We start from the raw sequence: 25,560 nt of genomic DNA on the forward strand, positions 1-25,560 counted from the left end.
CCACCGACGCCGGGCGTCACCCGATCGGGTCGGCCGGGAGGCCCGAGGGTCCCCCGATGGGGTCGCCGGGTCCGACCGCCCGGGGGATCCGTGCGGGGACCGTCCGGACCGAGGATCGATCTCGTTCGATCACCGGCCCGACGAAGGAGCGATCATGTCCGACCAGCAGCAGCACCCCGAGTGGTCCCCGCAGCCTGCGCAGCAGCCCGTCCCTCCGCAGCAGTCCCCCGCGCAGCCCGGGGCGGACGCGCCCCGGAAGAGCTGGTTCGCCCGTCACAAGGTCCTGACGGGCCTCGGCGTGCTGGTCGGCCTCGCGATCGTCGGCAGTGCCGTCAGTGGTGGCGGTGAGGAGGATCCGGCGGTTGCCGGCACGACGGCCGAGGTTTCCTCCGAGGACAGCGGCACCCAGGAGGACGCCCCCGCGGAGGACCAGGAGACGACGGACGGTGTTGACGACGCCGCGGGCGACGAGTCGGGTGCCGAGGAGCAGGCCGACGCGGACGCGAAGCCGGCGGGAATCGGGGACCCGGTCCGGGACGGCAAGTTCGAGTTCACGGTGACCGAGCTCGAGCGCGGCGTCGAGAAGATCGGCAACGAGTACCTGAACACCGAGGCCCAGGGGAAGTTCGTGCTCGTCCACATGTCGGTGGAGAACATCGGCGACGAGGCGCAGTACTTCGACGGCAGCTCGCAGAAGCTCGTCGACACCGAGGGCCGCACCCACTCGGCGGACTCCGAGGCGGCGATCTACCTCGACGACTCGAACAGCTTCCTCAACGAGATCAACCCCGGCAACACCGTGGACGGCATCGTCGTCTTCGACATGCCAAAGGACGCCAAGCCCGCGACGTTGGAGCTCCACGACTCGGCCTTCTCCGGCGGTGTCGAGGTCTCGGTGAAGTGACGCCGGCCGTGGTGGCCACTGGCGATGACGGCCCTCAGTCGTCACGCCAGACGGCGCCGGTGGTGACGTCGACGCGGTAGTCCACGTCGTCGTCGCCCAGGCGCACGGACACCTTCCACAGAGCGGTGCCGTCGTCCTCCTCGAGCTCGGCCTCGTCCAGGATGCCGCCGGACGCCTCGACGACGCGCACGATCGCCTGGCTGAGGCTGACCCGTGCGCTGCCGAGGGCCGCGCGGTCGTCGTCGTCGAGATCGTCGCGCTTCGTGTCCGTCGGAGCGACGCCGGTGGTGTCCGCCTCCGCCTTCACCTTCAGCCGATCGTCGCCCTGGGCGAGCTCCAGCTTCCACTCCGCGCCGTCCCCGTTGCCCTCGACCGCGAAGGCGCCCGCTCCGAAGCTCGTCTCCATCGCGGCGATCGTCTGCAAAGCGCGCTCGGTACGGGGGTCGAACGTCGGGCGCTCGGGTTCGGTGGGCGTGGGGGTGCCCGACGGCGTCGGGGACGGTTCCGCTGACGGCTCGGGCGACGGGGTGCTCGGTGTGGGGGAGGCCGCCGACGTGGTCGGTGTGGATGCCGCGGGTGCGGCGTCGTCCGGTGCGGGTGCCTGTACGGAGGAGCAGGCCGCGAGGGTGAGAGCGGCCGCGAGGGTGAGAGCGGCCGCGACGGCGACCGCGGTGGCGGGTACCGGCCGTCGGGCTGCCGGGGTGCGGGGCGCAGGGCTGGGCGGCATGCGGGCCATTGTGGCGAAGACTCGCCGGAGCGGGACAGGGTTGCGGTCCGCCTGGGATGTCCGGTACACATCGGTGCAGGTCAACGAGTGATCGGCGACACGTCCTCCGCGTGCCGGTCCGGCAACCGCGCTCCTCGCGCACGGTGCCCCAGGAGGAAGACCGGCCCCGCGCTGATCGGTGTGGGGAAGTGCGGGGTCGTCGATGGCCTCCGGGGCACAGGTGTGTCTCGGGCCATCGGCCGGCTCCTGGGACGAAGGAGGAGCGATGCATCCCGAGCTCGACGAGCGGATCCTGGCCCGGCTGCCGTGGCTGATCCACGACAAGCACCGCGGCAGCTACCACCTGATGATGCTGGGCTGCGCGGTCCGTGACCTGGACGGCCGCGGGCTGCGCTCGGTGGACCGGCACCGCCTGACGTCGTGGCGCTCCGGCCTGCGGGAGCTGAACGCCGTCGTCCAGTACGACCCGAAGACACCCGACGGGTTCTCTCTGGTCCCCCGCCTGGAAGGCGACGGTGACCTGACGCGCCCACCGATGCGCGGCGAGGGTGAAATCAGGTGACTCGGCGAACCAGTCCTTGGCCGGTGCGTGACCGGGGGCGTCCCGTCGGGTACGAAAGGGACATGCCGCGCACCTACCCCCCGACACCCGACTTCCCGGACGACGGCGGCGCGGAACGGGCGGTCTGGGAGGCGCTCCGCGAGCAGCTCCCGGACGAGGCCGTCGTCTGCCACGGGGTGCACCTGCAGGAGGGCGACCAGGAGTACGAGATCGACCTGCTCGTCGCCTGGCCCGGTGTCGGGGTCGCGGCGATCGAGGTCAAGGGCGGGCACATCGAGCGTGCCGACGGCGCCTGGTACCAGGGCAGCGGGCCGGCACGGCACCGCATCGACCCGGTCGCGCAGGTCCAGGGCTCCCGGCACGCTCTGCAGGCGCTGCTGCAGGAGCGGGGCGAGCTCGCCTCGAGGGCGCGCACGGCGCACCTCGTGGCGTTCCCGCACCGGTACGTCTCCGGCGGGTGGGACTCCCTCGACCTGCCGCGGGACATGCTGATCGGGCGGGACGACCTCGAGCGGTCCGGTGGGGTCGCCGAGCACGTCAAGCACGCCGTCGAGCGTCATGGGCAGGGGTACGAGCCGCTGGACCACGCGGCGGTGGACGGCCTGGTCGACCTCATCGCGGGCGGGTTCCCCAGCCAGTCGGAGCACCTGACCCGTGCTGTGGAGCACGAGACACGGCTGGAGCAGATGACCCGCGACCAGGTGCGCATCCTCGACGCGCTGTCGCAGGTGCGGCGCATGCGGGTGCTCGGGGGCGCGGGCTCCGGCAAGACCTACCTGGCGCTGGAGCAGGCCCGACGGCGGACCCGCGCGGGTGAGCGGGTGGCGCTGCTCTGCTACTCCCGCGGCCTGGGGCGGTACTTCCAGCGGATCACCGCGATGTGGCCGCGTCGCGAGCGGCCTGCGTACGTCGGGCTGTTCCACGACCTGCCGGTGTCCTGGGGCGCCGCCGGTGGGCGCGACGACGACCCGGACTACTGGGAGCGGCACCTGCCGCTCGAGCTGGGGCGGCTCGCCGGCGAGCGCGCGCCGGAGGAGCTGTTCGACGCCGTCGTCGTCGACGAGGCGCAGGACTTCGGCGACCTGTGGTGGCCCTCGCTGCTGCGTTGCCTGCGGGACGCCGAGTGCGGCGGCGTGTACGCGTTCCTCGACGACGCCCAGCGGGTCTTCCCGCGGGACGGGCGGGTGCCGCTGGAGCTGACGCCCGTGACGCTGGACGAGAACCTGCGGTCCACGAAGCAGATCGCGCAGGTCTTCGGATCGCTGTCCCCGGCCGTCGTGAAGCCGCGCGGGCTCGACGGGCCCCCGGTGCGGCTCGTCGACGTGCCGGCCGACGAGGCGCTGGACGCTGCCGACGACGCCGTCGAGGCGCTGCTCGACGAGGGGTGGGATCCCGGTGACGTCGTGCTGCTCGCGACGGGGCGGCGTCATCCCGAGCAGGTCAACGAGGTGGAGCTCGGCGGGCACGCCGCCTACTGGGACGCGTTCTTCGCGCAGCAGGACGTGTTCTACGGGCACGTGCTCGGCTTCAAGGGGCTCGAGCGGCCCGTGGTCGTGCTGGCGGTCAACGGCATCCGCGACGTCGAGCGGGCCCGGAAGATGCTCTACACCGGGCTGTCGAGGGCGCGGACGCTGCTCGTCGTGGTCGGGGACCGGTCGTGGATCGAGGAGATCGGCGGGGAGGCCGTGCGCAAGCGGCTGGAGAAGGCGGAGGCATGGCTACCGGCGGTGTGACAACCCGTCATTCGTCAGTTGCCGGGTGAAATTATGCGACACCTCCTTGGTCTTGATTGGCGGATTTCTGGGAGATCCGCGACCCGCGAAGAGGCTTTTCGAGAGTGGTCGTTCATGTGTGGTCTCACCATGTATGCCCATTTGTCTACACTTGAACACCTCGGCTTTCTCGGATCGTCAGTGCGCGCCGGCGGCGGGTCAGAGGCTGCAACTGATTCATATCCTGTGGTTTCGGGTTCGACCGGATCGAGATCCGCCGCGACCCGCTCGCTGTGGAGGAGCACGTGAGTTCTGACTATCTGCCGACGGCGCCGGATCCGCTCACGACGGCGAGGACACCGGCGCCTTCTCCGCCGAGGCTCGGCGCCATCGCGGCGGCGTCGTGCGCCGTGCTGAGCATCGTCGCCGGCGTCGCCGCGACGACGGTCGTGACCTCGGGCGCGGTCGTCGTCCTCACGAGCACCGGCTACGTCCTCGGCGCCATCGTCTGCACGATCCTGTGGAGCGTCCAACGAGCGAAGGAGCAGTCGGCACGTCGACACCCGGACTTCCGGCCCCGCCCCCTCTGGTCGCAGGTCGCCGTCGTCGGGATGCTCGTCGGTCTGGCGGCGGGAGCGTTCAGTGCGTTCCTGCTGGCCACGGAGCTGGCGAAGTGACCGGCCGTCCCGGCCGCGCGCGTGGCCTCGCCGGACTGGTGGCGGCCGTCATCGCGCTGTCCGTCGTGGGAACGGTCCCAGCCGGCGCCGCCGACCTCAGCGACCGGGGCGCGGACGCCTTCGCCGAGCTCGCGGCGTGCGTGGCGAGGACGGACACCCTGGTCGCCTCCGTCGTCGTCGACGAGTCCGCGAGCCTGAGGACGACCGACCCGGAGGACCAGCGGGTGGGCGCGGTCCTCGTGGCCGTCGACACCCTGGAGACGCTCGAGGCAGCGGGGGCCGAGGTCGTCACCGAGCTCGCCGTCTTCGGGACGGAGTACACGCAGGTCGTCGGATGGGGATCACCGTCGGGGGCGCACGGCGCCGAGATGCGCGACACGATCTCGACGCAGCTCCCGGACCGGAAACAGGCGCAGAACACCGACTACCGCAAGGCGCTGCGCGACGCCCAGAGATCCGTCGACGCGCAGCGGGCACGGCTCGACACCGATTCGTGCTCGGCCATCCTCTGGTTCACCGACGGCAAGCTCGACGTCGGTCCGGACGGCGCCGACCCCACGGACGAGGAAGCGCTGGCCGAGCTGTGCGCACCGGACGGGCTGGTCGACGACGTCCGGGCCGCGCGGACGACGGTGATCGCCCTCGCGCTGTTCGCCCAGGGTGACGAGACCGTGACGCGGAAGGACCGCCTGCAGCTCAAGGCCGTGGCCGAGGGCGCCGGCGGCAAGGTCGAGTGCGGCACGTCGCCGGCCCCGGAGGGGGCCACGGGCGGTGCCTATCTGCGGGCCGACCAGCCGTCCGCGCTGCGCAGGCTGTTCGGTGGTGCCGGGGCGCTGATGGAGGGCTACACCCCGGCGGGCGACGGCTCTCTCGAGTGCCCGCGGGACTGCCCGGTGACGATCCACGCGGACGCCGCCGTCGGGTCCTTCCGTGTGGTGCACGAGCTCGACGAGGGGGCGAGTGCCGCGCGGCTCACGAGCCCTGCCGGCGACACGCACCAGGTCGCACCGGGAACCGTCGAGGCGGGTGGCTCCACGATCACCACGCACGAGAACGACCGCCTCTTCGTGACGGACGTGACCCCAGGCCCTGACGGCGTCGGCGACTGGCTGCTGGACGCCGAGGGGGCGACGGTCGTCGACCTCTACTACCGGTGGGGCGCGGACCTCGACATCGCCTCGGCCTCGCGTGAGGGCGGACTGGTCCTGGGCCAGGAGAACACCGTGGTGATCACGCCTCGGTCCGCCGACGGTTCGGTGGCGGGCCCGGAGCTGTTCTCAGAACCCCTGGACCTGTCGGTGCAGGTCGATGGGAGCGCTGCCGAGGTCACCGCCCGGCGGGACGGCACCTACACGGTCCCCGTCGAGCTCGACACCCGGCGCGCGGCCTCCGAGGTCGACGTGTCCGTCACCGCCGGCGCGTCGAGCAGTCCCCACGACGTGGACCTCGGGCCGATCGTTGTCGGCACGAGGCTCCCGACGAGGCTGCCGCCGAGCTATCCGACGATCACCCCGACCCGCCTGGACGTGGGCAGCATGACCGTCGACGCTCCCGGTGAGGCGGCACTCCAGGTCGAGGGGCCGTCCGACGGGGAGTCCGAGGTCTGCATCGAGCCGTCCACGGTCCAGGGCCCGAAGGACGCGGGGGAGATCACGCTCACCGTGGACGAGGCCGTCGCGCCCGGGGGCTGCGTCGCCCTGGACCCCGGTGCCACGGCGTCGGTACCCGTGACGCTGACCGCGCAGAACGGTGCGGACGGTGCCCTCTCCGGTGACCTGACGGTCGTCGTCTCCGGTGCGCACACCGACGAGACCATCACGCTCGACGTCCCGGTGGAGGGCTCGATCTTCCGGCCGGTCGACGAGGGCACGCGGTGGGGGCTGACCGCAGGACTCCTCGCGCTCGCCGGCCTGCTCGCCTGGCTCGTCGCGTTCGCCGGCCGGCACCTGACGGATCGGTACCCCCTCGGTCAGGACCTCCGCCGGGCGCGCGTGCCGGTCACCGTCACGGCCGGAGGAGTGCGGCGGCGTGACGGCGGACAGCTGCTGACACCGGACGACTTCTACCCGGTCGCTCAGGGGGCCAGGAAGTCGCGGTTCGAGGTCCCGGGGCTGACGTTCGACCGCCGGGGGCCGTGGTGGTGGCCGTGGAAGGCCTACCGCGGCCGGGTGCGGGCGCGCGGTGACGGAATCGTCCTGACCGGCATGGACGTGCCGTCGCACACGCTCGACAGCACGGCGAGCTCCGCGCCGGTCGAGTTCCCGGGCACCCGCCACGTCTACCTGGTCCCCGACCCTGCGTCGGGCACCGGCGCGGGCGCGGAGACGGCGTCGCTCGACGCCGACCTCGTGCTGCTCGCCGAGACGCCGGGCGGCAGCACCCGGGCGGTGATCGAGAGCTGGGAGACGGAGCTCGCCGGGTACACGGAGTGGCCCGAGCTGATCGCCGAAGCGGGTCGTGCGCGCACCGCGCGAGCGGCGGAGCAGGCGGGGCGACCGACCCCGTCGCGGCGGCCCAGGGCCAAGGACAGGGCCAAGGACGCGACCGCCCCGCAGGGTGGGGAGACGGCCGCCGCCCCGGACCCGTCGTCGTCGGACGGTCCGCCGTCGGTGTTCGGCGAGGAATCCGGGCCGGCGTCCCCCCGGCGGGGACGGTCGGGCCGCGAGCCCGCCGACGGGCTCGGCGCGTCACCGCCGTCGTCGTCCGCGCCCGACGACGACCAGCCCCCGCGTATCGATTGGTAGCGATCGCGCTCTCTATCTCTCAGCATCAACCACAGCGAAAGGAGCAGCGCATGCTGCGACCGTTCCTCCTCGTCGGCGTCGGCGGCTCCGGTGGCAAGACCCTGCGCGTGATCCGCGAGGATCTCCAGCGGCGGCTCGCCCAGGCCGGCTGGACCGGTGACATCCCCCAGGCGTGGCAGTTCCTGCACGTGGACGTGCCCACCCACGCGGACGGCAACGACCGGGACCTGCCTGCTCAGCTCCCGGCCCGGGACTACCAGGGTCTGGTGGCGTCCGGCCTCGACTACCGCACGATCGACAGCGCACTGCTCCAGGTGCCGGGTGAGCGGCTGCGTGACGCCGTGTCGACGTGGCGTCCCGACCCGAACAAGGTCAACGTGCCGGCGTCGAAGGGGGCCGGCCAGTACCGGACCCTCGGTCGGATCATCGCGGTGGCCGGTCTGGACAGGATCAGCGAAGCCCTCAACAGGGCCCGTCGTGCGCTGACCGGTGCGGAGGTCGCGGGCGAGCTCGCCGACGTCTCACGGCTCCTCGGGGGGACGTCGGCCCCGACGGCGGCCGACCCGACGGTGATCGTCATCTCGTCCATCGCGGGTGGTTCCGGGGCGGGTGCCGTCATCGACGTGTGCGACGCCATCCGGTCGTTCGCGGACAAGTGGGCGGACGAGTCCGTCGGCTTCCTCTACGCCCCGGACGTGTTCGACTACCTGCCCGAGGAGGCGCGCCGCGGCGTCCGGCCGAACTCGCTGGCGACGCTGGCCGAGCTGCTCAACGGCTACTGGAACTCGCTGGGTCCGTCCGACGCCACGACGGAGCTGTTCGCCCGGTACGGCGTGACGCTCGGCGGGACGGACAAGCGGAGCGGGCCCCGCTACCCGTTCCTGGTGGGCGCGCAGAACTCGAGCGTCACGTACAAGACCCAGAACGACATCTACCGCGCCATGGGACGTTCCATCGCGTCGTGGGTGGCGAGCGCCGCGCTGCAGGACAGCTTCACGGCGTTCCTCCAGGGGAACTGGGCCTCGGCCGCAGCGAGCGTCCCGGACCGCCTGCCGATCCACCGTGCCGGCACGGAGACGCCGTTCTCGGCGATCGGGTCGGCCCGCGTCGGGCTCGGGCGCGACCGTTTCGCGGACTACGCCTCGGAGCACCTCGCCCGGACCGTCGTGGACCGCATCACGCGGGAGCACGAGAAGCGTCGTGGTCACGACGACGACCGGACCGAGAAGCAGCTGGTCCGGGACACGGCGGACGAGGTCTTCCGCGGGTTCCTCAGCCGGTCGCGGCTGGACGAGCGGGGCGAGGACCGGAACGACGTCATCGACGCGCTGCGGCCCCCGACGCAGAAGGAGGAGGGGCTGAGCCTCGCCGGCCAGATCACTCAGCGGATCCGGTCCGAGATGTCCCCCAAGGGGGAGAAGCACGCGCGGGTGCACAGCCTGATCGTCAGCGCGGTCCGCGACCGGTCGAGCGAGTTCCTGACCTCCGTCCGGCAGGCGCGGTACTCCGTGGGCAGGGAGTGGGTCACGGAGATCCAGGACCACCTGGTGTCCGAGACGGCACGTCAGGTCGCGGTGAGCGGCGCCGCGGTCACCGAGCAGGTGCTCCACAAGCTCGTCAGCGAGCTGCACTTCGTCCGCGACGAGCTGCAGCAGGAGGCCGCCCGGTACAAGCGCTGGGGCGAGGACCTGGCGACCCCGGTCGCCCAGCAGCTCGGCGACCCGGACGGGGGGCTCATCACCCCGACGTCCGATGCCCTCTCGGCGGCGGTGAAGCAGGGTGTCGGAAGGCTGTACTACCAGGCCGAGGCGGAGCTGCGGGAGCTCGCGGCCGCCCTGCTGCCCGACCTCCTGACCGGCTTCGTCGAGCCGCTCGCCATGGCCGTCCGCTACGCCCACGAACGGCTCGCGCACGAGCGTGACCAGGTGGGATCGCCCGTCTCCACCTGGCCTGAGGGCGACGTCATCCCGGTGCGGCTCCGGCCCGCGCCGAACGAGTTCCTCCTGGACTCCCCGGACGACTACCCGGTGATCCTGGAGCGGCTCGTGCAGCGGACTACTGGTTCCGACGACCCTCGCCGCGCCCGCAGCGACGCGGAGCTGCAGGTCATGCTCGGCACGGACGAGCCCGAGGGGACCGACCAGCAACTCATCCGGCGGACGACGTCGTGGGTGCCGCGCGACCACAACCTGGCTCCGTCGTCGACCGCGGTCCCGACGCGGGCCGCCTTCGTCGTGGCCTCGGGCCAGGAGAAGCTCGTCGAACGGGCGAGCCACTGGCTCACCAAGGAGGGGACGGCCGTCGGGTCCTACATGGCGCAGGGGCTGCGGGACTACCTCGACCCCGGCAAGTCGACGCCCACGGAGCACGCCGACCGCTTGCGGCGGTTCGAGAACCAGCTCGGTGCCGCCCTCCAGGCGGCGGAGCCGCTCGTGTCCATCAACCCGGCGGTGCTGGTCCAGGTCCACGGGCAGAACAGCGTCCGGCACCTCAACAAGTTCGGTGAGATCCCCCTGCCGGACAAGTCACCGGCACGCGACGTCTTCCGCCGGGTGCTGGAGACGCGGGACCAGTGGTCGGACGACATCGAGAAGTCGTACACCGACGGCGCGGGGGGCTTCATCGACGTCTTCACCCACCTCGGTGCGCCCTACGAGCCGGTCGTCTTCGACTCGCTGATGCGACCCATCGCCAGCGACTGGGGTGCGAAGAACAAGGCGCCCGACTCGCGGGCGGAGTTCTGGCGCTGGCGTCGGGCCCGTCCGCTCAACGAGTCCCTCCCGATGTCGCCGGAGGTCCTCGACGCCATGATCCGCGGGTGGTTCGTCGCGGGGACGCTCAAGCACATCTACCTCGACGAGGGGTCGGCGGCCGTCTTCGTACCGTCCCGGACCGGGTCCGGGGGCGACTTCCTGCCGTTCCCCAGCCCGACCCTGCGCAACCTCGCCATCAACGGACCCGAGGGACTGGCCGTCGTCCTGGAGTCGATCGTGCTCGCGCTCGTCGAGGTCAACAGCCAGGAGTCGCTGCAGCCGATCCAGCCCTACGACCGCCTGGTGACGCTCGGCGGCGCGGGTGGCGTGGCCGGCGACGAGGAGACCTTCAGCGTCGAGCTCAAGCGGTGGATCGTCAGCGGGGAGAACCGTCGACCGGACGCGGAGCCGGCACAGGGTGACGCGGAGAGCCGCAAGACGTTCGTCCTCGACCGCCTCGACGCGCTGCGGACGACCTACGAGAACCACTTCCTCGAGGTCGGCAGGAGGTCGGAGGCTCTCGAGTTCCCGCCCACGTACGACCTGCGCCACCAGATCCTCGCCGCGATCGGCGACCTGCACCGTGCGGTCGAGGCGCTCGACGCCGCCCCGGCGGGGAAGTCGGTGTGGGTATGAGCGAGCTGACGGTCTTCGTCGTCGGTGACGACCAGGACGGGACCGCGCTCCGGGAGACCGTCGCCCTCTGGGCCGACGAGGGTCTCGTCGTGCCGTCGCTCTGGGTCACCCCGGCGAGCGTGGAGGTGGAGTCCGCCGGACCGCCACGCGTCGACGCCGAGCTCGTGGCGTGCGGCACGCGCGAGACGGACGACCTGTTCCGCTTCGTCGGCCGACGACGGCTCAGCACGGTCCGGGTCGTCGTGGCCCAGTCGGTGACCCTCGGTGCCGCGCACGACACGGCGCTCCTGGACGCCGCCGAACGCGTCGCGGACTCCCTGCGGGACGCCCTGCCCCGCTCGACCGAGGAGGACGGGCACTCGACGACGCTCCTGCGGATCAACCTGCTGGCGCCGGTGAGCGGCGCCTCGGGGCTGTCCAAGGAGGCCATCGTCGAGGGCTGGGACGTCAACGTCGTCGTGTCCGCGGAGGACCGGCCCGACGTCGACCGTTCCACCGTGTTCGTCCGTTCGCCGGGCAACTCCGTCGGGCACACCGCGACGGCCATGGTGGTGTGCGGCGGTGTCCTCGCCGGCGTCGACGCCGGGGTCTTCGAGGTCCTCGCGCCCCCGCAGTCGACGGTCAACGGCCGTGAGGTCGAGGTCGTCCGCGTGCACGTCCGTGCCGTGATCGGCGAGGACCTGGAGGCGCGGCTCCTCGCACGCGCCCTGGAGGAGGTGGACGGGGAGGCGAGCGGCGCGGGTGCCTTCGTGGAGTGGGCGCGGCTCGCCGTCGACCCCGACCGGATCGTCGAGGACCTGACCCGTCACCTCGTCGGCACCTCGCCCTGGAGGTCCGACGGCCCGGTCCAGGTCGAGCGGGCGGACCGCCGGGAGAGCGGGTTCCTGCGGGGAGTCCTGGACGCGGCCCGCTTCAACGCGACGACGTTCGCCACGGTGCCGCGCTGGGTCCTGGGCCGACGCATCGCACGGTTGGAGGAGAGCGCGACGAACGTCGTCGTCGGCGGGGGCGGTGACACGGTCATCAGGTTGCGTCCGGGCAGGCCGGAGACGGTGTCCGGAGCGGCCGCGGACTACCTGCGGTCCGTCGACGAGCAGGCTCGCCGGGACGAGCTGGAGAGGGAGGCGAGCGCTGTCGCCGTCCCGGACCCGCGGTCCTGGGGGGAGCTGCGGGCGGTGGCCTTCGCCGCCGTCGACGGCGGCGAGCTTCCGCAGGCCGTCCCGACGCCCCGTTACGCCGGGACGCGGGAGATCCTCCCGGCGGACCGGGTGGTGCCGGACCCGACGAACACGTACGAGTACGGAGGGGAGACCATCGCCCCGACGGACCCGACGGTCACCCGTCGCGTCGAGCGGCGGCTCGACGATCGTGTCCAGGGTTGGCAGACCGCCTTGGAGGACTCCGAGCGGGAGGTCGAGCGGGCGCAGGCGGCGCTCGACGAGCTGTTGACCCCGGCGCCGCCGGAGGAGGCGTCGGCGGGCGGGACGCCCGCGGACGGCTCGCCGTCGGACGCGGACACCGAGGACGCTCCCGGCGGGACCACGGAGGACGGCGGTGACGGCAAGGGGCGGAAGTCGGCGGACCGTCGGCGCGCCCCGAAGGCCCGACGGGACCGTACGGCGGCTCTCGCCGCGGCCGAGGCCGAGCACGGGGCCGCGACGAGCACCCGCGACGACGTCCGGGCCTCGTACGACGCGGCGCTCGCCGAACGCGAGGAGTTCCGCACGTGGCAGGGCGCCGCGTCGGCATCCGTACTGTGGCGTCTGCTGGACGACGTCTCCGGACGGCTGGAGCAGTTCCGCCGGCTGCGTGACGAGTCGCGCGAACGGCTGACCGTCGAGGTGCCCCCGCACGAGGCGCTCGAGGCCGCCCAGAAGCGGCTCGTGCGGCGGTGGCGCGTGCTGCTGACGGCAGGATTCGTCGCTCTCGGCGTCGTCCTCGCGTGGCTCCGCTACGACGGGCAGCCGGAAGAGGTCGTCGACTGGATCGTCGGGGTCGGCGGCGTCGTCGCGGTCTCCCTCGCCCTGATCGCCGTGGCGAACCATCGTTTCTATCGCGCGACCCGTGCCTATGCGTGGGACGTGCAGCGGGTGGCCGACCGGCGGCGGCAGGCGTCCGAGGACGTCGTGTACTACGGGCGCGAGTCCGCCCGGCTCGGTCAGCTGTACGAGACCCTCGTCGACTGGGCGACGATCGTCGGGTGGGTGCTCCACCATCCGCGAGGGTCGGTCGCCCCGTCGTCCAGCCGGCTGGACGACCGCGTCGTCGAGACCTTCCCGGCGGCCTTCGCCGTCGCCCGCACCGCCGAGGACGACGACATCGGGCGAGCGACCGTGGTCTCCGCGGTCCGCAGGCTGCACCCGGTCGGCTGGGCGGGACAGTGCTTCGACGACGCCTACGAGGCGCATCGCACCCAGCAGGCCCGTGACGACGACGCGGGGTTCATCGCCCCGGACCTCGACACGGTGTCCAGCGCGCACGGTCCTCGACGGCTCTTCACGGAGTTCTGGGAGTCCGGTCGTGCGGCCGAGGCACTCACGCAGCGGGCCGTGGCCCAGCTGCGAGAGGCCGTCCACGACGAGCTCATCACGCTGCCCACACGACGGGTCGGTCGGCTCGGCCCGCACGGCGACGGCGAGCACGTGCTCGAACCCGACTTCTACCGGGCGGCAGCGGGCACCTCGACGATGCTGGTCGCCGACATGTTCGGTCCCGTGGCCAAGCAGGAGCGGAAGCACTACGTGACACGGTCCGCGGTCTGGCTGCCCACGATGGCCGCCGGCACGGTGACGGCGGACGACATCGTCGAGCGTCGCTCCACGGCCGACGTCGCCGTCCGCGTGGACGTCTCCCGCCGGCTCGCCGGCGACGACCTCACGTTGTTCCACACGTCGCCGGAGCCGCCCGTCGAAGCCCCGTCCGAGACCGCTGACCGCCGTCCGACCGGGGCGGCCACCGAGCCGACCTTCCACTGAGGCCGACCGGACATGCCGCGCTCGACCGTCGACACCCGTCGACCAGCCTTCTGGGTCGGCCTCGGTGGGCTGGGGCTCGTCGCCCTCGTCGGTCTCCTCGGCGGGTGGCGCATCGCGCTGGCGTTCGCCCTCCTCTACCTCGCCGTGAGCGCGGGTTGGGCGATCGTCACGACCCGGGTCTGGTGGGGGCGCACGGCTCGCCGTGACGCCACGATCGTCGGTGCCGTCGCCGTCACGGCGCTGATCGTGGTCGGCACCGCGTCGGGCGGGACTCCGGCGCCTCCGGAGGCCGCGCCGGTGGTGTCGGAGACCCTGTCGCCGACGGTCGGCGCCGACGACGTGGAGGAGTCGGCCGACCCGGCGCCCGAGCCCGCGGACGTCTCCGAGCCGGCGGCGGAGCCGAGCCCGGCGCCCAGCCCGGAGCCGACGACGGCGGCGAGCGCCGACCCCGCCCGGGGGTCGGCGCTCGCCGCGGTGGCGACCCTGACGGTCAAGGGACGGGCGCCGATGACGGGCTACGACCGTGACCGGTTCGGCCCTGCCTGGTCGGACGTCGACCGCAACGGGTGCGACACCCGCAACGACGTGCTGCAGCGGGACCTGACGGACGTCGTCGTGAGGGCGGGCACCCGAGGGTGCGTCGTCGCCGCGGGGACCTTCCACGACCCGTACGCGGGCGAGACGATCGCCTTCGAGCGGGGGTGGGGGACCAGCGAGCTCGTGCAGATCGACCACGTCGTGGCCCTCGCCGACGCCTGGCAGAAGGGGGCCCGGCAGTGGTCGCCGGGGACCAGGGAGATCTTCGCCAACGACCCGCTGAACCTCCTGGCGTCGAAGGGCGAGGAGAACCAGCGGAAGGGCGCCGGGGACACCGCGACGTGGCTGCCGCCGAACAAGACCTTCCGCTGCGAGTACGTCGCACGCCAGGTCGCGGTGAAGCAGCTCTACGAGCTCTGGGTCACCGATGCCGAGCAGGACGCGATGGAACGGGTGCTGTCGACGTGTCCTGACCAGCGCCTGCCCGCCGGGGGCCTGGTCGAGCGCGGTTCGCTCGAGCCGGTCGACGGGGTGAGTGCCGGGGCCTCGACCGGCGACGGCGGCTTCACGGAGGGGTCCGGCCCGGCGGCGCCCCGCGCGGTCGACGAGGACTGCGTCGTCAAGGGCAACATCAACAGCGAGGGCGAGCACATCTACCACGTCCCCGGCGGGCGCTTCTACGACGTCACGGTGCCCGAGCGGTGCTTCGCGACGCCGGGCGCTGCGGAGGCGGCGGGATTCCGCGCGTCGAAGCTGTGACGGCAGGGGTCTAGCGGTTCTGGTTGTCCATCCACACGGCCACGTCGAAGACCCGCAGGGCTGAGATGTCGTGACCGATGCCCGCCTCCTCGCGGAGCGAGAGCAGGTGCCGGTGCAGCGCACGGTCGTCGGCCCGAAGAGCGCTCGCGAGCCAGACCCAGAACGACCCGTCGGGGTTCACTGCCCGCTGGACGACGGTGTCGTAGACCGGCACCAGGTGAGGCCGCTTCCGAGCGAGGAGCTTGCCTGCCGTGACCCAGCCGATCCCCGGCACACTCCTCAGCTCCGACCAGAGCCTCCAGGCCGGCCAGCTCTCGTCGATGGTCGACGGGTCGACGTCCACGAGGTCGACCCGGTCCGGTAAGGCGGCGAGCAGAGTGTCGATCTCCCGCTTGCGTGACTCGAGAATCTGCAGCGCAGCCAAGGGCGGGACTTCGACGGAGAGCAGGCTCACGGCGACGAGGTCGTCCGCGGTGAAGTGGTCGACCACACCCGGGGCGTCACCACCGCCGGCGAGACGTTCGAACCGGCTCCCCGCCCAGCCGCTGGTCGCCGTGACGTCGCGGAAGTACCGCTGGAGGTGCTGGACGGCATCGGCACGGCGACGCTCGGTGACGATGTCGGGAAGCGGCCTGTGGGTCTCTGATGCGCGGGGCTTGAGGCGAGGGTCCGTCATGACTCTCCCCCTGCAGAGGCTTCCTGCTCCGACCTGTCGTGACGCGGTGGAGTCCAGCGGAGCGAGACCAGCTCCAGCTCGTCCTCGAGGGGGTTCCAGTCGAACACCTCGAGCTGCCCGCTCCCAGCGACGACCTCGCCGGATCCGGTCAGCTTGATACCCGTGACGACACCGATCGAGCACTGGCCGGGGTGGTCGACGGCGAACTGGACCTCGCCCGCGGTGACCATGACCTTCGTCCCGGGGCCCTGGGTGCCCTTGGCCTCGAGGTAGCGGACCTCGCCGTCTCGCCGTGCGACGGCGTCGTAGGGGCGACCGACCCGCGTGTCCTCCACCTGCCAGCCGGCGGCGCGGTAGTAACCCTCGAGGAGGCGCTGCGCATGATTCTCGACGGCTCGACGAGCAGCGGTGCCGGGCTCGAAGCCCTGTCCCTCGCTGTCGGCGGAGGTCGGAACCGATGCGGCGTAGCCGGAGCCATCGAGGTGGTCGCTCCAGAGGCCTTCGATGAGGTTCACGGCCGAGTCCGGGATGTCGATCCCCGAGCCCATGATGTTGTTCCAGCTGACCTCCGGAACCTCGGCCAGCAGGTCGGTGGTCCGGAGCGGTGCTTCCAGCTCGACGAGGGTGTCCCAGACGACCTCGACGTAGCGCGCGGTGCGCGAGGGGTCCGAGAAGTGCTCGTCCTCGAACACCTCCGACGTGGTCCATCCGCTCGCGATGACTCCCCGCGGCTCGGCCCCTTGGCGAAGGAGGTACGCGCGCTGGCCCTCCGGGATCGCCCGCCGGTTGCCGACGGACCACTGCCCGTCCACCAGTCCTCCCGCCCTGGTATGGGCGATCTCCTCGCTCCACTCCGCGCTGTCGAGGTCGGACCGCTCCGGGTTCCAGGTCAGGATCACTGCGGGCATGAGGGCCTCCTTGCAGGTCAGGGACCCTTGGACGCTACGGGAAGGCGGCCCGACCGTTGCGGACCGCCGTCCCGTGCCCGAGGGTGAAATCTCCTGCTCTCACCGGTCTGCCGTCACCGAGGAGCCCTCCGCCGCCCCCGGCAGCAGCTCGCTGCGACGCCCGTTCCACAGCACGGCCAGCTCGTCCCGCGCGCGGGTGGCGGCGACGTAGAGCAGGGACCGCTCGCGCAGCTCGGCGTCCGCGCGGTCGGCCGCGGGCAGCGAGGAGAGTCCGACGCCCCAGCCGGTCTCGTCGGGGGAGACGCCGAAGAGCACGACCCGCTTGAACTCCATGCCCTTGGACCGGTGCATGGTCATGACGAGCACGCTGCCGGTGCCGGCGGTGGCGTCGTCCTGGACGAACTTGGCCTTGACGTCGCGCTCGCTGAGGGCGTGCACCACCTTGTCGCCGAGCGTCCTGGTCCGCACCAGCACGCCGATCGTCTCCGGGGCGTCGCCCTGCTCGAGCCAGCCGAGCACCAGGTCGCCGGTCCGCTCGTACTCGTCGACCAGGGAGGTCACCCCGACCTCGTGCGGGGTCGGACCGGAGCGCGCCGAGCGGTAGCCGTTGGCCGAGGCGTCCTCGGCCTCCATGTCCACCCATCCCTCGCCGGCCAGCACGCCGACGGCGTAGTGCAGCACCTGCGCGGTGGTGCGGTAGTTGAGGGTCAGGCGCCGGGACCGTCCCCGCACGTTGATGCCGTACCGGGACAGCACGATCTTCTGGCCGTAGATGCGCTGCTGGGAGTCCTCGGCCAGGAAGAGGTCGTCGGGGCCCGGGGCGACGAGCGACCGCAGGAACACCAGCTTGGCCGGCGCGAGGTCCTGGGCCTCGTCGACGAGGACGTGGTCGGCGAGCCGGTCGCCGCCCCCCGCTGCGACGGTGTCGAGGTGCGCCGCGGCGATCATCGCCTTCTCGTCCCAGTCGGTGGAGCCCGCCGCGTCGGCCGAGGCGCGGTAGGCCTCGATGACCTCCCACACGGCGACGCGGTGGGCGCGGGTCAGCGGGACTCCGCGCCCCGGGCGCCGCACCCGGAGGTAGTCGTCGCGGCTGACGATCCGGTTCGGCACGACGACGGTCGAGTACTCGGCGACGAAGAAGGTCTGGCTGCGCAGCTCGGCCGGGAGCTCGGACCCGGCGCTCGAGATCGCGGCGTCCCACCGCGCGGCCGTGGTGACGCCGAGGACGTAGGGCGACCGCGGGCCGAGCACGGACGCGACGGTCTCGCCCCACGCCTGGGACGCCGAGTGCTTGCCCTCGGCCCGGGCCAGGACGCGGCGCGCCAGCGCGTCGACGCCGGCGACGTGGATGCCGGGATCGCCCGGAGCTTCGGCGATCGGCACCGTCGGGTCGAGCATCCGCAGCGTCTCGGCGAGCGAGGCGGCGAGCGTCTTGTTGAAGGTGGTCAGGACGATCCGGGCGTCGCGGTTCGCCCGGGCGAGGTGCCGGGCCCGGTGCAGCAGCACCACCGTCTTGCCGGTGCCGGCACCGCCGGAGAGCCGGAAGGCGCCGTTGCGGGGCCGGAACGCGTAGTCGCGCTGCTCCGGGTGCAGGAACACCCGCCACCGCCCGAAGTCGTCGTCCTCGATCGCCGCGCGCAGCTCGGCGTCGTCCTCGATGAACGCGAAGTCCATCCGGGCGGCGGGCTGCTTGAGCGCGTCGAGGAGCTGCTCGTCGCTGCGCGGGTCGGGGGTGACCGGGGGCGCGGTGAGCCCGAGCTTCTCCTTGACCGCCGCGAGCCCCGTGCCGATGGACAGGTCCAGCAGGGCGTCCCCCTGCCAGGCGGCCGGTGCCCGCTGGGCCACGGCCAGCATCTGGTCCTCGGTCTCCGCCGTCACGGCGTCGACGGCCGTGTCGGTGTCGATGCCGAGGTCGAGGAGGTCCGCGACCGCGATGCCCTGGGTCTGCAGCAGCGGGTACGTCGTGAGGTCGACGTCGTCCGGCTTCGGCCTGGGCTTGCTCGGGACCTGGGTGACCCGTTCCTCGAGCGTCGGCTCGACGAGCTGGTCGGCCTTGACGAGCTCGGCGATGCCGTTGCGCGGGTTGACGCGCACGACGGCGTTCCTCGCGTACGAGATCGCCTCGTCGTGCGGGTAGGTGCCCAGGTAGACGTAGTGGGCCTCGGCGGCCTGGCCCTGGACCTTGACGAGCACGGCCCGCCAGAAGTCGTTGACCCGCCCGGTGCGGATGCGGGAGTCGGCGGACCCGTTGATCGGCTCGATGTGGAGGCCGGGGGTGGCGTCGCTCTCCTGGAGCTTCTCGAGGAACGCGAACGCGGCCTTGCGCACGGCGCCGTCGAGCTTGCCGAACGACGGTCCGAGGATGATCTGGGGCATCGGTGGTGCTTCTTCCGGGTCAGCGGCTCAGAGCCGTGCGGATGGTGTCGGCGTCGGGGTCGAGGACGGTCCAGCCCTCGGCGACGAGGTCGGCGGTGGTCGTCGGGTCCAGGTCGTCGGACCGCACGGTCACCTTGCGGTCGGGCCACGTGAGCGAGAGCGGGACGCCGTCGCCGACCTCGTCACCGATGGTCGGCGCCTCGACGCCGAGCCCCGCGAGGTCGAGGATCTCGACCAGGAGGTCGTGCTCGGCCGAGGTCGCGAGGCGGGCCGCCTGCCGCCACGACGGGTGGTTCACGAGGCTCGTCCGGAGGGCGTCCTCGACGCGGCTCGCCTCCTCGGCGGCGCTCGCGGCCTCGCCGGCCGCCCCGACCGGTGCCTCCGTGCCCTCGAGCCCCGAGCGGGTGACGATGCTCAGCGGCAGGTCGTCGCGGAAGTTGAGCAGGTTGGACAGGCGCAGCCACTCCCGCCACGAGTCCCGGTGGTCCGGGCCGAGGGCGTCGTCGGCGTCGTCCAGGACGACGCCGATCTCGTACGCCCCGAGCGCGAAGTCGCGCACGCCGATCGCCAGCGAGCCCTGGCGCCAGACGCCGCCGAACTTGGTGCCCGGCGGGAGCGGCGAGCCGTCGAGCACGTCGAGCGCGACCTGGTCGATGCCGACGTCGGTGGAGATGACACCGCCGGTGAGCGACGGGGCGGCGAGCATCGGCATCCACCGCGCCAGCCGACGGCGTCCCTCGACGTCGGGTCGCTGCACCCAGTCGAGCAGCAGCTCGAGCGCGGGGCGGGTGACGAGGCCGAGCATCGCCGGGGAGAGCTGGTCCTTGGCCTCGCTGAGCACCGCCGCCGTGGCCTGCGGGTGCAGCCACGGGACCTGGTCGGCGTCGCCGGCCCCGTCCAGGTCGTCCCACGTGAAGGCGAGCACCTGGTAGCCGATCTGGCGCAGCGCCTGACGCTTGCGGGCGTCGTCGGCTAACCGGTTAGCCGCGGGGGAGGCGTGGTACCGCCAGCCGTCGGTGAATATCGCCGTCGGCGGGATGCCGGGGCGGTCGCTGCGCAGCACGAAGTCGGGCCGGGTGCCGGCGTCGGTCACGAGCACCTGCGGCTCGAGCCGCCAGTGCGCCCCGCCCGGCATGGTGACCGACCACGTGCTGCCGTTCGGTCCGGGCTTCTCGGTGAGGGTGGCGCCCAGCTGCTCGAGCCGCTTGCGCAGCACCTGGCGGAACAGGAGCTCGATGTGCGACTCGGGGTCGGTGCGCGCGGGCTCGTCGACGGTGACGGTCCACGGGCTCGACGTCGGGACCTCGTCCTCCGCGGCGACCTGCGACCGCCCGAGCAGGATCGCCTTGAGGTGCCGGGCGGCCGCGGCGCGCGAGACGCGGTCGACCTCGTGCAGCCCGGCATGCGGCAGGAGGCAGTGCTCGCAGGCGAGCCGGCCGTCCTGCTGGCAGCGGCAGTCCTCCAGGTGGGCCCAGGCGTCGCGCAGCATCGTCCACACGACCTCGTGGTCGGCGAGCTCGGCGAGGTAGCCGGTGCCGCCGCGCACGACGTCGTGCAGCAGCAGCGCCTCGGCGGGCCGGCCGGCCGCGGGGCTGGGGTCCACGACGGTCGTGACCTCGAGGTGGTCCGGGTCGCCGCCGATCCGGATCCGCAGCGCGAGCAGCAGGGCGGCCCGCAGCGAGGGCAGGGAGAAGTCGTCGCCGAGCGTCACCGACTCGGGCAGGCGCAGCACCAGGCCCTCCGTCGTCAGGGAGCGCGCGAGCGCGACCGTGCGGACCTGCTCCTCGTTCGCCCGGCGCAGCGGGCACCAGGGACGATGCTCGGAGGCCCGGTTGGCGCCGGTGGAGGTGTCGAGCTTGCCGCACCGCTCGCACACGCGGAACTTCGCGACGTCGTGCGGCTGGCCGGCCAGCTGGACCGTCGCCCCCTGGGCCGAGGCCTTGCCGAGGTTGAGCCAGCGGATGGTCATCTGCCGCTGGTAGCGGGCGCCGAACCCGTGGTCCTCGACGAACCACTGCCGCGCGACGTCGTCCGGGTCGACGTCGGCGAGCGTGCGGATCGTGTACCGCTCGCGGTCCCGCTCGTCGCTGCGGTCGTCGATCGTGGCCTCCTCGCGGCGGATGACCGACGAGACGCGCTTCAGCTCGACCACCTCGACCTGCTGCGCGACGTCGGCGATGCCGTGGTCGCCGCAGCGGGGGCACGTCGTCGGGGCGGGATCGGCCCCGGGACCGCCGGCGTCGGTGACGTCCGCGGAGAACCCGCAGGCGGGGCAGCAGGCCCAGGTGCGCACGGCGTCGTCGTCTCGCCCGAGGTCGAGCGCGTCGATGGCGATCGCGTACCCGCGGGCGTAGAAGGTCGAGCCGGGGGCGAAGTCGCGCAGGGCCTGGGCCGACCCGCGGTTGAGCTCGAGGTGCTCGTCGCGGAACTCGGTGGTCTCCGGGTCGATCCAGGACAGCGAGACCTCGAGGGCCACGGAGTCGTCGAGCAGCGTGTAGTTGGGCAGCAGACCGTGCTCCTCGAGCACGCCGACCCAGTGCTCGGACGCTGCCCGGCCGCGCTGGTGCTGGGTCAGGCGCAGCGCCGCCTGCGCGGTGCGCAGCGCCCGCTCGTCGTCGCTGGTCGCGGCGGGGGAATCGGCCTTGACCCGCAGGCCGTCGGGGGCGTTGATCGCCTTCTGGATCTCCTGCTCGCGGTGGGCGAGAGCCTCCAGGCGGGTGCGCCACTCGATCGACGCGGCGTGCGCGCGGGCCGCCAGCCCCGAGGGCACGGCCTCGCCGGAGGCCGCGTCCACGGACGGCAGCGCCCAGGTGCGCAGCCGGTCCTTCACGGCGTCGGACACCTCCTCGAAGCCGTCGAGGAACCGGTCGAGGAGCGCCGGCCCCTCGGTCTCGGCGACGGCGACGAGCTCGCCGAGGAACGACCCGGGCTCGCTCGACCCGAGGGCGTCCTGCGCGGTGCGCGGGTGCGGCGCGTCGGGGCGGCGGGCGAGCTCGTCGGCGATCGAGGCGACGTACTGGCGGCGCAGGATCTCCTCGGCGTCGAGGTACGTGGCCGGCGGTCGGACGGCGCCGTTGACCACCGAGGAGGGGTCGGAGAACCGCGGCAGCTGGTCGCCGCGGGCGGTGACGTAGGCGAGGGCCAGGGCGTTGCCGGTCAGGCGGCCCGCGCGCCCGACGCGCTGCAGGTAGGAGGCGACGGAGCGCGGCAGGGAGGAGAGCATGACGGTCGACAGGTCGCCGATGTCGATGCCCATCTCCAGCGTGGGGGTGGCGACCAGGACGTTCGGCGCGTCGGGTTCCGGGTTCGTGGACTTGAACGCCGTCTCGTAGGCGAGCCGGACCTCGTCCTCGAGCATGGAGGTGTGCTCGCGGGCCACGACGCGGGCCGGGTCGGAGTCGCCGTACATCCCGCGGTAGAAGTTGTGCGCGAGCGCGTGGCGGCGCATCCGCCCGGTGCAGCGCGCGACGAGGCACGGGGCGCCGTCGAGCTGGTCGACGACGGTGGCGCCCCCGGGCGTCTGCGAGCCGCAGTCCGTGCACTCCAGGCACAGCTCCCCACCGAGGAGGGGGTCGAGGGCGGCGCCCCGCACCACGACGTCGTGCGGGGCCAGGTGGTAGGTCGTGGCCCCGGAGGAGCTCAGCAGCGACCCGACGACGTCGAGCCGGGCGAGGTGCCTGAGCAGCAGCCGGGCGAGGGTCGCGGCCTCGGAGGTGTCGGTGCGCAGGCACTTGACCGTCCACGTCGCGTACCAGCCGCGCGGCGAGGCCACCGGTTCGAGGTCCTCGCCGCCGGTCCGGACCTTGCCGGCCGTGCCGCTGACGGAGCCGCCGACCCGGGGGAAGGACGGGGCGCTGGACCCCTTGCCGAACCCGGGCATGCCCTCGTGGCGCCGTCGGCCGCCGGTGATCCACCACCGGTTGCCGTCCTCCTCGCGGAACTTCTGGAACCACTCGTGCTCGATCCCGCCGCGGGTGCGCATGTGCTCGAGCACGCCGCGCACCCAGGCGACCAGCTCGGTCTCGGTCGGCTCGAAGCCCTCGAGGACGCCCTGGCGGTCCACCTCGGCCAGCGTGCTGCGCGCGGCGGTGAGCAGGACCTCGGGCTCGGCCCGGACCTCGGCGACGACGGTGCCGGTGGCCTCCAGCGTGCGGCCGACGGCGGAGCGCAGGCCGTGCTCGAGGAGCACGTCGAGCAGCAGCCGGCGCCGGACCCGCCTGCGCACCGAGTGGTGCACCTTCGCCCAGGTCTCGGCCTGCCAGAAGGCGGCGAACTTCTCGCGCTCGGCGAGGTCCGGCGGGAGCAGGCGGTAGCGCTTCTTGGCGTCGTTGCCGGCCGCGGCGATCACCCGGTCCACGAGGGTGTCCAGGTCGACGGCGTCGTCGCCGACGGCGTGGCGCAGCACCGCGCGCAGCGTCAGGGCGTGCGACCGCGACTGGACGAACCCGGCGCGGTGGGCGGCGTCCTGCACGGAGTCGGTGAAGACGAGCGCCTTCTTCTCGGCGGTGTCGAGACCGGCCGTGCCGAACAGGCTCGACAGCGACACCGACAGCAGCGTCGCGATGGCGGAGCCCAGGAACCGGATGCCGTCGCGCTGCCCGCAGGAGGGGCAGTCGTCGTCCTTCGAGGGCTTGCCGCCGGTGTCGTCCATGCGGTGCGCCAGGACGGGCAGGACCCCGCCGTCCGCGTCGTCCTCGGAGGGCGGTGCGGAGACCAGGCGCCGCTGCTCGACGAGGAACCACCAGAGGTTCTCGACCGTCTCGCCGCTCTCGGCGCGCTCGCCCTCGGCCGGGGCGTGGACCAGGGCGCGGAAGCGGTCGTCGCCGCGCAGGTGCCGCCCGCGGATGTCGCGGTCGTGGGTGTCCAGGTCCGTGCCGGTCGGGGCCAGCGTGACGCCCCAGCCGGACCGGCCGCAGTGCCGGCAGAACAGGGCGGGGAACGTGCGGCTCCCGTCGTCGACCTCGACGTCCGGGTCGGTCGCGACGCCGTCGTCCTGCCAGCTGAACTGCGCCACCCCCGCGGTGGTGCGGTCGAGGCGGGTGAGCTCGCGGATCCACAGGTGGACGTCGACGGACAGCGCGGACCGCCCGACCGTCGTGCGCAGGTGGGACAGCGCGGAGAGGACGGCGGCGAGGAACGCCTCGGCGCGCGGGGCCCGGGCCGGGTCCCCGAAGTGGTCGGTCAGGATCGGGGGCAGCTCGGCGAGGTCGGCGGCGTCGCCGGTCGCCTCCACGAGACGCTGCACCAGCGGGTGCGCCTTGAGCAGCGTGAGCAGGCCCCCGTCGGTCTCGGTCGTCAGGTCGGGACGCGGCCATCCGGGCTCGACGACGTCGTCGTCCTTCGCGCGCTCGGGGCGCTCGCGGTACAGGTGCGCCACGACGGCGCGGGTGAGGGCGTCCGGCTCGACGTCGCGCAGGTGGGGGAGGTCGTGACCCGTCCAGCCGCCGAGGTCGGCACCGAGGGCGTCGACGACCAGCGGCTCAGGATCGATGGGGGCGAGCCCGCGGTCGGCGACGGTGCGCGCGGCGTCGCCCACCCACTCGGCCAGCGAGAGCCGCGACTCGGTGACCACGGCGTCCTCGGTGAAGTCCTCGCCGAACACCGTGCGGGCGAAGTCGAGCATCGCGGACGGGTCGCCCTTGTCCCCGAGGGTCGCGGACGTCGCCACGGGGGTCACCGTGCCGAGCGGCCGGTCGGCGTCGTCCTCCGTCAGCCCGGCGGCGGCCCGGGCGTCAGGCTCGGTCGGGCAGTGGGCCTTGAGCGCCAGACCGAGGCGGCGGATCAGCATCGCGACGTCGGTGCCCTGGGCGCCGTCGTAGGTGTGGAACTCGTCGAGCACGAGGTACTGCAGCGACCGTGCGGAGGCCGACCAGATCCTCGCGTCCGTGTCCCGGAGCAGGAGCTGGTCGAGCATCTTGTAGTTGGTGAGCAGGATGTCGGGCGGGGTGTCCCGGATGACGGCCCGGTCGGTGATGAGCCCAGCAGCGGAGACCTTGGACCGGTCCGGGCCCTGCTGGCCCGTGTAGAGGGCCGCGGTGACCGCCCGGAGGTCCGGGTCGCCGGTGAGCAGCTCGGTGAGGCGCTTCGCCTGGTCGTTCGCCAGGGCGTTCATCGGATACAGGATGATCGCCTTGGTGCCCGGGATCCCGGCGCGGCGGGCGCGCAGCACGTGGTCGAGGATCGGGTAGAGGAACGACTCCGTCTTGCCTGACCCTGTGCCCGTGGTCACCAGCGTCGGCTCCGGACGGCGCATCGACCCGTCCGGACCGAGGGAGGACAGCCGCCGGAACGCCGCTGCCTGGTGCCCGTAGGGGGTGGGATAGCCGCCGTACCAGTCGAGGGTGTCGCGCCAGCCGTCCTCGGCCGGGCGGAAGGGCAGCCGCAGGCGTACGTACGGGCCGCGGAACAGCCCCGTCGTCGGCGAGGCGAGGAACTCCTCGAGCGAGGCACGGGTGCTGGCGTCGGCGAGAGCGAACGTCGTGCCGAGGTACTCCAGCAGGGCGGTGCGCAGGGACTCGGCCTGGACGACGGGGAGAAGCTCGCTCACCTGCGCATCGTTTCAGACTCCCGGGGCAACTGTGCACGTCGACGGGGGTGTGCGGCCAAGACTTCAC

13 protein-coding genes and 1 riboswitch are annotated in these 25,560 nt (G+C 73.0%); of the genes, 8 read left to right on the forward strand and 5 right to left on the reverse strand.

Annotated elements, in window-relative coordinates:
* Window positions 1-154: 154 nt before the first annotated feature.
* A complete protein-coding gene (locus Q6347_RS01935) occupies window positions 155-904 on the forward strand; it encodes a DUF4352 domain-containing protein (RefSeq protein ID WP_304606510.1) in 750 nt (249 codons plus the stop codon).
* A gap of 34 nt (window positions 905-938) precedes the next feature.
* Here Q6347_RS01935 and Q6347_RS01940 read toward each other — a convergent pair whose 3' ends face one another.
* On the reverse strand, window positions 939-1,631 hold the full coding sequence (locus Q6347_RS01940; RefSeq protein ID WP_304606511.1) for a PepSY domain-containing protein: 693 nt from the start codon (window positions 1,629-1,631) through the stop codon (window positions 939-941).
* 78 nt (window positions 1,632-1,709) lie between these two features.
* Window positions 1,710-1,828: riboswitch (SAM riboswitch) on the forward strand.
* Window positions 1,829-1,896: 68 nt separating this feature from the next.
* Here Q6347_RS01940 and Q6347_RS01945 point away from each other — a divergent pair.
* The 7 genes from Q6347_RS01945 (at window position 1,897) to Q6347_RS01975 (ending at window position 14,986) form a co-directional block, all read left to right on the forward strand.
* Window positions 1,897-2,193, forward strand: coding sequence for a hypothetical protein (locus Q6347_RS01945; RefSeq protein ID WP_304606512.1), 297 nt, complete (start codon window positions 1,897-1,899; stop codon window positions 2,191-2,193).
* A 62-nt stretch (window positions 2,194-2,255) separates the two neighbouring features.
* Window positions 2,256-3,926 carry a nuclease-related domain-containing DEAD/DEAH box helicase gene (locus tag Q6347_RS01950; RefSeq protein WP_304606513.1) on the forward strand — a complete coding sequence of 557 codons (1,671 nt, stop codon included), beginning with the start codon at window positions 2,256-2,258 and terminating at the stop codon, window positions 3,924-3,926.
* 389 nt (window positions 3,927-4,315) lie between these two features.
* On the forward strand, window positions 4,316-4,582 hold the full coding sequence (locus Q6347_RS01955) for a hypothetical protein (protein ID WP_304606514.1): 267 nt from the start codon (window positions 4,316-4,318) through the stop codon (window positions 4,580-4,582).
* Complete coding sequence (locus Q6347_RS01960; RefSeq protein ID WP_304606515.1) at window positions 4,579-7,326, forward strand: hypothetical protein; 2,748 nt, start codon at window positions 4,579-4,581, stop codon at window positions 7,324-7,326. The genes Q6347_RS01955 and Q6347_RS01960 overlap by 4 nt, the downstream gene beginning before the upstream one ends.
* A gap of 50 nt (window positions 7,327-7,376) precedes the next feature.
* Window positions 7,377-10,715: a tubulin-like doman-containing protein gene (locus tag Q6347_RS01965; RefSeq protein ID WP_304606516.1), complete on the forward strand. Its 3,339-nt coding sequence runs from the start codon at window positions 7,377-7,379 to the stop codon at window positions 10,713-10,715.
* A complete protein-coding gene (locus tag Q6347_RS01970) occupies window positions 10,712-13,690 on the forward strand; it encodes a hypothetical protein (RefSeq protein ID WP_304606517.1) in 2,979 nt (992 codons plus the stop codon). Before Q6347_RS01965 ends, Q6347_RS01970 begins: the two co-directional genes overlap by 4 nt.
* Before the next feature lie 12 nt (window positions 13,691-13,702).
* The gene (locus Q6347_RS01975; protein ID WP_304606518.1) at window positions 13,703-14,986 is read left to right on the forward strand and encodes an HNH endonuclease family protein; all 1,284 of its coding nucleotides are present in this window, start codon (window positions 13,703-13,705) and stop codon (window positions 14,984-14,986) included.
* Between the two features lie 10 nt (window positions 14,987-14,996).
* Here the strand turns inward: Q6347_RS01975 and Q6347_RS01980 are convergent, their stop codons facing one another.
* The 4 genes from Q6347_RS01980 to Q6347_RS01995 form a co-directional block, all read right to left on the reverse strand.
* On the reverse strand, window positions 14,997-15,662 hold the full coding sequence (locus Q6347_RS01980) for a DUF6308 family protein (RefSeq protein WP_304606519.1): 666 nt from the start codon (window positions 15,660-15,662) through the stop codon (window positions 14,997-14,999).
* Window positions 15,659-16,570 carry a protein NO VEIN domain-containing protein gene (locus Q6347_RS01985; protein ID WP_304606520.1) on the reverse strand — a complete coding sequence of 304 codons (912 nt, stop codon included), beginning with the start codon at window positions 16,568-16,570 and terminating at the stop codon, window positions 15,659-15,661. The genes Q6347_RS01980 and Q6347_RS01985 overlap by 4 nt, the downstream gene beginning before the upstream one ends.
* A gap of 99 nt (window positions 16,571-16,669) precedes the next feature.
* Complete coding sequence (locus Q6347_RS01990; protein ID WP_304606521.1) at window positions 16,670-18,946, reverse strand: 3'-5' exonuclease; 2,277 nt, start codon at window positions 18,944-18,946, stop codon at window positions 16,670-16,672.
* A gap of 19 nt (window positions 18,947-18,965) precedes the next feature.
* Window positions 18,966-25,493, reverse strand: coding sequence for a DEAD/DEAH box helicase (locus Q6347_RS01995; protein ID WP_304606522.1), 6,528 nt, complete (start codon window positions 25,491-25,493; stop codon window positions 18,966-18,968).
* Window positions 25,494-25,560: the final 67 nt, after the last annotated feature.

The organism is Isoptericola sp. b408, assembly GCF_030588085.1.
In the GTDB taxonomy this organism is placed as follows: domain Bacteria; phylum Actinomycetota; class Actinomycetes; order Actinomycetales; family Cellulomonadaceae; genus Isoptericola; species Isoptericola sediminis.

Bases quoted from the DNA above. Each gene is read 5' to 3' on its own strand.
- Q6347_RS01970 (WP_304606517.1), top strand. From the start codon at position 10,712: ATGAGCGAGCTGACGGTCTTCGTCGTCGGTGACGACCAGGACGGGACC.
- Q6347_RS01990 (WP_304606521.1), bottom strand. From the start codon at position 18,946: ATGCCCCAGATCATCCTCGGACCGTCGTTCGGCAAGCTCGACGGCGCC.
- Q6347_RS01965 (WP_304606516.1), top strand. From the start codon at position 7,377: ATGCTGCGACCGTTCCTCCTCGTCGGCGTCGGCGGCTCCGGTGGCAAG.
- Q6347_RS01940 (WP_304606511.1), bottom strand. From the start codon at position 1,631: ATGCCGCCCAGCCCTGCGCCCCGCACCCCGGCAGCCCGACGGCCGGTA.
- Q6347_RS01945 (WP_304606512.1), top strand. From the start codon at position 1,897: ATGCATCCCGAGCTCGACGAGCGGATCCTGGCCCGGCTGCCGTGGCTG.
- Q6347_RS01935 (WP_304606510.1), top strand. From the start codon at position 155: ATGTCCGACCAGCAGCAGCACCCCGAGTGGTCCCCGCAGCCTGCGCAG.
- Q6347_RS01950 (WP_304606513.1), top strand. From the start codon at position 2,256: ATGCCGCGCACCTACCCCCCGACACCCGACTTCCCGGACGACGGCGGC.
- Q6347_RS01980 (WP_304606519.1), bottom strand. From the start codon at position 15,662: ATGACGGACCCTCGCCTCAAGCCCCGCGCATCAGAGACCCACAGGCCG.
- Q6347_RS01985 (WP_304606520.1), bottom strand. From the start codon at position 16,570: ATGCCCGCAGTGATCCTGACCTGGAACCCGGAGCGGTCCGACCTCGAC.
- Q6347_RS01975 (WP_304606518.1), top strand. From the start codon at position 13,703: ATGCCGCGCTCGACCGTCGACACCCGTCGACCAGCCTTCTGGGTCGGC.